Below are 6397 nucleotides of genomic sequence, written 5' to 3'. Positions count from 1 at the left end.
TTTGAATAATCACCAGGAAACCCCGTCCGCAAAGATTTCTCAGCTTTTAATTTTCGGAGTTAATCCAGATGAACACTCGCACCCCGCTTTTAAATCCCCTCACTTTGCCCAATGGGGCCGTATTAAAAAATCGTCTGGTCATGGCCCCCATGACCACCTGCACGGGCTTTTATGACGGTACGGTTACCAGCGAACTGGTGGAATATTATCGCGCACGCGCCGGTACACTGGGTACGGTCATCGTCGAATGCTGTTTTATCGATGCCAAAGGCCCGGCTTTTCCAGGGGCGATCGCTATCGACAGCGACAACAAAATCCCCGGCCTGGCGAGAATTGCCGACGCCATCAAATCGCAGGGCTCCACGGCTATCCTGCAAATTTACCACGGCGGCCGCATGGTGGAGCCAGAGCTGATCGGGGGCAAAACGCCGGTGGGCCCGAGCGCTATCGCCGCGCCGCGAGAAGGCGCGACTCAGCCGCAGGCGCTGACGGCTGACGAAGTCGAAGTGATGATCACCAAATTCGGCGACGCGGTGAACCGCGCGATTAAGGCGGGCTTTGACGGCGTAGAGCTGCACGGCGCAAACACCTATCTTATCCAGCAGTTCTACTCTCCCAACTCCAACCAGCGCGACGACAAGTGGGGCGGCAGCCGCGAAAACCGGGCGCGTTTCCCGCTGGCCGTGCTGGACATCGCCCATAAAATGGCGGAGCGCATCGCGCACAACACCTTTATTATCGGCTACCGCTTCTCGCCAGAAGAGATTGAAGTGCCCGGCATTCGTTTTGCCGACACGCTCTACCTGCTGGAGAAACTGGCGGAGCGCGGACTGGATTACGTGCACTTCTCTGTAGGTCAGCTGCTGCGCCCCTCTATCGTGGATACGCAGGATCCCACGCCGCTGATCGATAAATATATCGCGCAGCGTTCCGAACGCCTGGCGAAAGTGCCGGTGATCGGCGTGGGCGGCGTAGTGAATAAATCCGACGCCGAGACGGCGCTGGAGCACGGCTATGATCTGGTGGCGATTGGCAAAGCCTGTATCGCCTATCCGGACTGGGCGGATCGCGTGCTGAATAACGAGCACCTCGATCTGTTTATCGACAGCACCCAGCGCGAAGCCCTGATGATCCCTGAACCGCTGTGGCGCTTCTCGCTGGTGGACGCAATGATCCGCGAAGTCAGCGCGCCGGGCCGCAAATACAAGGCCGGCGTCTATCAGGAGAAAGTCGAAGCGGAAGCGCTGAAGCTGAAAATCAACGTCACGCTGGATACCGACCGTATTACCGACATCTCAATGGTGCCGGACGACACGCTGGACGTCGATTTCACCGCCACCTTTGAAAGCCTGCGTAACCGCATGCTGGTAGCCAACAGTCCTCACGTTGACGCGATTACCGGCGCGACCACGCAGAGCGAGGCGCTGAAAAAAGCGGTATCGCGCGCGCTCTCCACCTCCAGCAAAGAGTATGTGATTGAAGAGGGCGGCAACCCGTCCGCGCCGCAGAACTACGACGTGGTGGTGATCGGCAGCGGCGGCGCAGGCCTGGCGGCGGCGATTCAGGCGCATGACGAAGGCGCGCGCGTGGTGATTATCGAAAAAATGCCGACCATCGGCGGTAACACTATCAAGGCGTCCGTCGGCATGAACGCGGCGGAAACCCGCTTCCAGGCGATGAAAGGCATCAAGGACAGCAAAGAGCTGTTCTATCAGGAAACGCTGAAAGGCGGGAAAAATAAAAATAACCCGGTGCTGCTGCGGGAATTTGTCGAGCTGGCGCCGGAGGCGATCGACTGGCTGGCCGATCACGGCATCGAGCTGAACGACATCACCATTACCGGCGGCATGAGCATCGACAGAACGCACCGTCCGGCGGATCGCTCAGCGGTCGGCGGCTACCTGATCAGCGGCCTGGTGAAAAATATCAACAAGCGCAACATTGAGGTGCTGCTTGACACTTCCGTAGAGGAGATCCTGTCTGAAAACGGCGCGGTCACCGGCGTGAAGGTGGTGGATGAGTACTATGACAGCCGCATCCTCTATGCGAAAAGCGTGATCGTGGCCACCGGCGGCTTTAGCGCCAACCGCGAAATGGTGGTGAAATACCGTCCTGAGCTGGATGGCTTTGTGACCACCAACCATAAGGGCGCGACCGGCAGCGGTATCGCCATGCTGCAAAAACTGGGCGCGGATACCGTGGATATGAGTGAAATTCAGATCCACCCGACCGTCGAACAGACCACGTCCTATCTGATTTCCGAGTCCATTCGCGGCGGCGGCGCTATCCTGGTGTCGCAGGCGGGCAAGCGTTTCTTTAACGAGATGGAGACCCGCGACAAAGTTTCAGCGGAGATTATCGCTCTGCCAGAGAAAAGCGCCTGGGTCGTGTTTGACGAACAGGTGCGGCAGAACAACAAAGCGGCGGACGAGTATATCGCCAAAGGGTTTGTGATCAGCGCGCCGACGGCGGGCGAGCTGGCGGTGAAGCTCAATATGGAACACACCACGCTGGAAGAGACGCTGGCCCGCTATAACGATTTTGTCGTGAACCAGAAAGACAGCGACTTTGGCCGCACCACCGCGCTGCGCCATCCGCTCAATCAGGGACCTTTTTATGCCATTCGCGTGGCGCCTGGCGTGCATCACACCATGGGCGGCGTTACCATTAACCCGGACACGGCGGTGCTCGACAGCAACAAACAGGTGATTCGCGGCGCATGGGCGGCGGGCGAGGTAGTTGGCGGCATCCACGGCGCGAACCGCATCGGCGGCAATGCGGTAGCGGATATTATTATCTTCGGCATTCTTGCCGGTCGTCATGCGGCGGCGCTGGCCCGCAGCTAGACAGATAACGCGGAAGGTGCGACGTTATCTTTCGCCCTCGCGCGCTGACTGAGACAGCGGCACCTGAATATCAGGTGCCGCTTTTTTTAACCCAATAGCGGAGACCCCTATGTCAACTGATGAAGGCGTGTATGCCTGGTCCGCCGTGTTAATGGGATCGCCCATTCTTCTTAAGCTGTTTGACAACAATCCCACCCTGGCCGCGCAGGTGTTTCGTCTGATTCGCCATCAGGAAAATATTCTGACGGTCAATCGCGCCCACTCTGAAGTGATGGCGATCAATCACGCCGCAGGCCAGAACGCCGTCAGCGTCAGCCGCGAAGTGTTCGATTTGATCGCCTGCGCGCATCAGGTGAGCCTGCTGCCGGACAGTTTGTTTAATTTCACCATCGGCCCGCTGGTAAAGCGCTGGAAAATCGGGTTTCAGGGCAACAGCGTGCCGCCAGCCGATGAACTGAACCGGCTAATGGCACTGACCGACCCGCATAATGTCGAGCTGGATCCGGCGCGGCTCAGCGTGTTTCTGCGTCAGCCCGGCATGGAGATCGATCTGGGCGCTATCGCCAAAGGCTATATTGCCGATGTGGTGCGCGGTTTTTTGCGCCATCAGCAGGTGGAGAGGGCATTAATCAACCTGGGCGGCAATGTACAGACGCTTGGCGCGCCGCCGCATACGGCAGGCTGGTCCGTGGGTTTAAAAACGCCCTTTGGGCGCGCCGACGAGCTTATCGGGGTAATTGAGGTCGTCGGCAAATCCGTGGTGACCTCTGGCGTGTATGAGCGCTATTTCGAACGCGACGGGCGCTGTTATCACCATATCCTCGACGCGCGCAGCGGTTATCCGCTGGATAACGAGCTACTCAGCGTGACGGTGATTTCCGATCGCTCGCTGGACGGCGACATCTACACCACGCTGCTCTATGGGCTGGGCGTCGAGAAAAGCCTTAGCGCGCTGCGCGCGCTGCCGCACATTGAGGCGATCTTTGTCACGCGCGACGCCGAGGTTATCTGCTCTTCTTCACGCCAGTTCGCTTTCCGCCTGCTCGACGACCGCTACCGGCTGATTACTGACAGTACTGCCTGAGCAGCGAATGATATTCGGGCTGCAAGCGGTAGCGATACACCGGTCGGCCGGTTGCGCCATAATGAATACTGGTAAACAGAATATTGATTTGCGCCAGCCAGATCAGGTATTTCCGGCAGGAGACGCGGGAAATATTCACTTCGGCCGCCAGCTCGTCAGTGGAAAACTCACTGCCTGGATGGGCGTCGATCCACTGACACAGCGTGCGCAGCGTCTGCGGCGTTAACCCCTTCGGCAGCCGCTTGTTGTCGTTACTGGTCGGCGGATTGCCGTGGATAAGCTGATCGACCTCTGCCTGCTGATAGTAAAGGTGGTTGTCCATCAGCGATTTTTTTTGCCGCCAGTTGGTCAGCGCCTCTTCGAAGCGTGGAAACTGGAAAGGCTTAATCAGATAATCCACCACGCCATAGTGCAGCGAGGTTTTAATCGTGGCCGCATCGGCAGCGGAGGAGATGATAATCACCTCAACAGGCTGCTTCGCCTCGCGCAGCTCCGGCAGCAGGTCCAGCCCGTTTTCGTGCTGTAGGTAGATATCCAGCAGCACCAGATCCACGGCAGGTTCGCCGTGTACAATCATCTCTTTCGCCTGCTGTAGCGTAGAGGCCGTGCCGATGCAGTGGAAGCCCGGCACCTGCCCGACATACACGCGATTCAGCTCGGCGACCATGGCGTCATCATCGACCACTAACACATTGATCATGCGGTTTTATTGCCTCCATCCCAGGGAAGTTGTACAAAAAATTGGGTAAACACGCCGGGTTCTGACTCTACGCTGACGCTGCCGCCGAGGCTCTCTGTCTGCTGCTTCAGCAGATACAGCCCGACGCCGCGATCTTCGCCTTTCGTCGAAAAGCCTTTTTCAAAGATAGCATCCAGGGTCTGGGCCGGAATGCCAGGGCCGTCATCGCTGACCTCGCACGCCAGCCAGCCGTTCTGATAGTGCAGCATAACGTGAATATCGCCGTTGGTTTCCTCACCCATAGCGTCAAGCGCGTTTTCGATCAGATTGCCCAGCACGGTAATCAGCACGGCAATCTGCTGCTCATTGCCGATGTCAGGCAAGAAGCTGGCGTCGCTCAGCGTCAGGCGATGGCCGCTGTCAGACGCGCGATTAATTTTACTCAGCAGAAACCCGGCAATCACCGGCGATTTAATCTTGTCGAGCAGGGAGCCGATCTCCGTCTGGTAGTTGTTGGCAGTCTTCAGGATGTAGGCTTCGACCTGCGCATAGTTTTTCATGTGCAGCAGGCCAAGAATGACGTGCAGCTTGTTCATAAATTCATGCGAGCGCTCTCGCAGCGCGTCAACGTAGTTTACCATGCCGCTCAGGCGCTGGAGCAGCTGGCTGATTTCAGTTTTATCCCTGAAGGTGCAGACGGCGCCGATTAGCCGCTGCTGGCTGTAGACCGGCACGGTATTGCTCAACAGAATATGGCCGTTAATCTCCAGCTCTTCATCGCGCCGCGCGCGTCCGGAGCGCAGCGTCTCCAGCAGCTGAGCGTGAATAACGCTGGTTTCGTCCATGCTGTTGGTGGCGCTATCCGTCAGCAATTTCCGTGCGGCTTCATTGATGAGCGACACTTCGGCATGGGCGTCGACGGCAATCACCCCCTCTTTGAGCGAATGCAGGATGGCCTGACGCTGTTCAAACAGTGAAGAAATTTCCCAGGGTTCAAGGCCGAACAGAATCCGCTTCAGGGTTTTGACCAGCGCCAGCGTACCCAGGGTGCCGGCCAGCGCGCCGATCAGGATGGTCCAGATAATGCTCCAGCGGCTCTGGCTGATCTGATCGCTGACCGCTTCCAGCGAGATGCCGATTGAGACCACGCCAATCTGCTGATGCTGAGCGTTATACACCGGCGTAAAGACGCGCAGCGCTTCAGCCAGCGCGCCGCGGTTCACCGAGACGTTCTCTTTGCCCTGAAGGGCAGGAAGAATATCATCGCCGATAAACTTCTGTCCGATCAGCGCCGGATTAAGGTGCGAATAGCGGATGGTCTGCATATTGGTCACCACCACAAACAGCAGGTTATTGTGCTGCTGAGCGGCGCGCGCGATGGGCTGGATAATATTCGCATCCGGCGAACCGCTCAGCGCCTGCTGAATATCGGGGACGTCAGCCAGCGTGCGCGCCACGGCCATCGCCTTATCCTCCAGCTGGGCGCGGGTGGCGTGACCAATCTGGAAAAAGTAGATCAGATGGACGCTGAGCAGCACGAAGGTGACGACCGCGCCCGTCATCAGTGTGGCCAGCGTGCTCAGCTTCATATGTTTTTTGCGGGGCAGGGTGCTTTGCAGGGTGTCGCGCATCGTCTGGCCTTCAGCAGTCAGGGGTGGGCTATTATCCCTTTCTGGGCGGGTTTGCAAAGAGGTTTAGCAAAAAGGGCCGCGCCAGCGTTGCGGCCAGCGGCCTCTTTTTCGCAGGCTGGGGTAACGCCCGCCTGATAAGCCGGGCGTTAAGGCGGAT

Annotated in this window: 4 protein-coding genes; 2 read left to right on the top strand and 2 right to left on the bottom strand. The window is 58.1% G+C overall.

Features of this window, described 5'->3' with window-relative positions; translation table 11 throughout:
- The first annotated feature begins 68 nt into the window (after window positions 1–68).
- Window positions 69–2846, top strand: a complete 2778-nt coding sequence (locus BBB56_RS15640; RefSeq protein ID WP_123801858.1) for a flavocytochrome c — start codon at window positions 69–71, stop codon at window positions 2844–2846.
- A 109-nt stretch (window positions 2847–2955) separates the two neighbouring features.
- Entirely contained in the window at window positions 2956–3930 is a 975-nt protein-coding gene (locus BBB56_RS15635) for an FAD:protein FMN transferase (protein ID WP_123801857.1), read from the top strand.
- Here BBB56_RS15635 and dcuR read toward each other — a convergent pair.
- Together dcuR and BBB56_RS15625 are read right to left on the bottom strand one after the other, a co-directional pair.
- A complete protein-coding gene (dcuR, locus tag BBB56_RS15630; protein ID WP_123801856.1) occupies window positions 3911–4630 on the bottom strand; it encodes a two-component system response regulator DcuR in 720 nt (239 codons plus the stop codon). The two genes, BBB56_RS15635 and dcuR, sit on opposite strands and share 20 nt — an antisense overlap.
- Window positions 4627–6240, bottom strand: a complete 1614-nt coding sequence (locus BBB56_RS15625) for a sensor histidine kinase (protein ID WP_123801855.1) — start codon at window positions 6238–6240, stop codon at window positions 4627–4629. Before BBB56_RS15625 ends, dcuR begins: the two co-directional genes overlap by 4 nt.
- Window positions 6241–6397: the final 157 nt, after the last annotated feature.

The sequence above is a fragment of the Candidatus Pantoea deserta genome, from assembly GCF_003813865.1.
Lineage (GTDB): Bacteria > Pseudomonadota > Gammaproteobacteria > Enterobacterales > Enterobacteriaceae > Pantoea > Pantoea deserta.
This window is presented reverse-complemented; position numbering and strand designations above follow the sequence as displayed.

What these genes read in the sequence shown, in the direction of transcription:
- BBB56_RS15640 (WP_123801858.1), top strand. Translation starts at nt 69, where the DNA reads ATGAACACTCGCACCCCGCTTTTAAATCCCCTCACTTTGCCCAATGGG.
- BBB56_RS15635 (WP_123801857.1), top strand. Translation starts at nt 2,956, where the DNA reads ATGTCAACTGATGAAGGCGTGTATGCCTGGTCCGCCGTGTTAATGGGA.
- dcuR (WP_123801856.1), bottom strand. Translation starts at nt 4,630, where the DNA reads ATGATCAATGTGTTAGTGGTCGATGATGACGCCATGGTCGCCGAGCTG.
- BBB56_RS15625 (WP_123801855.1), bottom strand. Translation starts at nt 6,240, where the DNA reads ATGCGCGACACCCTGCAAAGCACCCTGCCCCGCAAAAAACATATGAAG.